Source organism: Nonomuraea sp. K271 (assembly GCF_009908215.1).
Classification (GTDB): domain Bacteria; phylum Actinomycetota; class Actinomycetes; order Streptosporangiales; family Streptosporangiaceae; genus Nonomuraea; species Nonomuraea longispora.
Genome location: NZ_JAAAHR010000360.1, coordinates 1 through 1,864 on the forward strand (window position 1 = coordinate 1; position 1,864 = coordinate 1,864).

Below are 1,864 nucleotides of genomic sequence, written 5' to 3' on the forward strand. Positions count from 1 at the left end.
GGCTCTGGCGATCTTTGTGTGGTGCCGTCACAGACAGTGGTCGAGACTCTCGTCCGTGAGTGATCGCAATCGGATAACTGGCCGCGCATAGGTGCGGCCGCCCCGTGAGGATCTTGTTCGACCAAGAATTTGATCATCACCTGAGCGGCCGCGAGGTTCATTGTGCCCTGTGCGCAGCATGCGGTGGCGGGCGATGCCTGCTGCCTGAGGATGTTCTTCCCCCATCTGGCCGAACTCCTCGTCGAGGAGGTGACCGATCACGGGGACTACGTGCTGGTCACGGCGCATACCGAGGGTGGGCCGGCGGCCTGCCGGGCGTGCGGCACAGTCTCGTCGCGGGTGCATGGCCGCTACCGCCGGCTGCTGCATGATCTGCCCGCTGCGGGCCGCCCGGTCCTGATCGCGCTCACGGTCCGCCGCCTGACCTGCCAGAATCCGGCGTGCCCCGTCCGGACGTTCGCCGAGCCGGTGCCCGGTCTCACCCGGCGCTACGCCCGCCGCACGAAACTGCTGCGCCGGCTGCTGGAGTTGATGGCGCTGGCCCTAGCCGGACGCGCCGCCTCCCGGCTGCTCGAGCAACTCGGCGTACGCGTCGGCCGGGACACGCTGATCGCTCTGGTCCGCGCCCTGCCCGACCCCGAAATCGGCCAGGTCACCGTGCTCGGGGTCGACGATTTCGCCAAGAAACGCGGACGCTCCTACGCCACCGTGCTGATCAACATGGACACCCACCAGCCCATCGACGTGCTGGACGACCGGACCGCCGACGCCCTCGAGCAATGGTTACGCGACCATCCTGGCGTCGACGTGATCTGCAGAGACCGGGCCGGAGCTTATGCGGCAGGAGCCAAGGCCGGGGCACCTGAGGCGATTCAAATTGCTGATCGCTTCCATCTCTGGCAGAACCTCTGCGACGCGGTCGAGAAGACCGTCATCGCCTGCCGTGCCGACCTGCGTGAACCCGACGCCGATGCCGCTGAACCCGCCCACGAGGAACCCGGCGACCAGCAGCTCGACAACGCACTCCCGCCAAAGCCGATGCCAGATCAGGCATCGGAGGAGGAATGCCAGCTCATCGTCCGGACCCGTGAACGCTACGCCGCGGTGCGGGAACTGGCCGCCAAGGACTGGACGATCTCGGCGATCGCACGCAAGCTGCAGCTGTCCCGGCCCACCGTCCGCAGGTTCGCCCGCGCCGAGGCGGTCGAGGACCTGCTGACCAAGGCGACCGGACGGTCCGACCTGCTCACCCCCTACCTGCCCTATCTGATCCAGCGGTTCAACGACGGCTGCACCGACGCCGCCCGCCTCACCCGAGAGATCCAAGCACACGGATACCTGGGCAGCCCGCAGACCGTCCGCCGCTATCTGCACCCGCTGCGGGCCTCGGCCACCGCAGCCCACGCACCCTCCTCGGCACCGACTATCCGCGAGGCCACCCGGTGGATCACCCGCCGCCCTGACCGGCTCACCCCTGACGAGCAGGCCAGACTCGCCGACCTGCGAGCTCGCAGCCCGCGCCTGGACGCCACCGCCGGCCACGTCGCCGCCTTCGCCCAGATGATGACCACACTGACCGGCACGACCGAGAACCTTCAAGCGTGGATGGCGGCCGTCAACGCCGACGACCTGCCAGGCCTGCACTCCTTCACCCACGGCATCCGCCGCGACCTGGACGCCGTCGTCAACGGGCTCACCCTGCCGCACAGCTCAGGCGCGGTCGAGGGCAACGTGACGAGAGTCAAGGCGCTCAAGAGGAGCCGATACGGCCGAGCCAAGTTCGACCTTCTCAGGAAGATCATCCTCTGCGCCCCTTGAACGTGCTCACGATCAGTGACGCCGCCACACAAAGATCGCCAGAGCC

General features: G+C 68.1%; 1 protein-coding gene. It reads left to right on the top strand.

Going from position 1 to position 1,864, the window contains the following annotated elements; genetic code table 11:
* Positions 1–210 precede the first annotated feature (210 nt).
* Positions 211–1,818 (top strand): ISL3 family transposase, encoded by a 1,608-nt coding sequence (locus tag GUY59_RS46910; RefSeq protein WP_201762187.1) that lies wholly within the window; start codon positions 211–213, stop codon positions 1,816–1,818.
* Positions 1,819–1,864 lie beyond the last annotated feature (46 nt).

Excerpts from the sequence above, each read along its gene's own strand:
- GUY59_RS46910 (WP_201762187.1), top strand. The coding sequence starts at position 211 with ATGTTCTTCCCCCATCTGGCCGAACTCCTCGTCGAGGAGGTGACCGAT.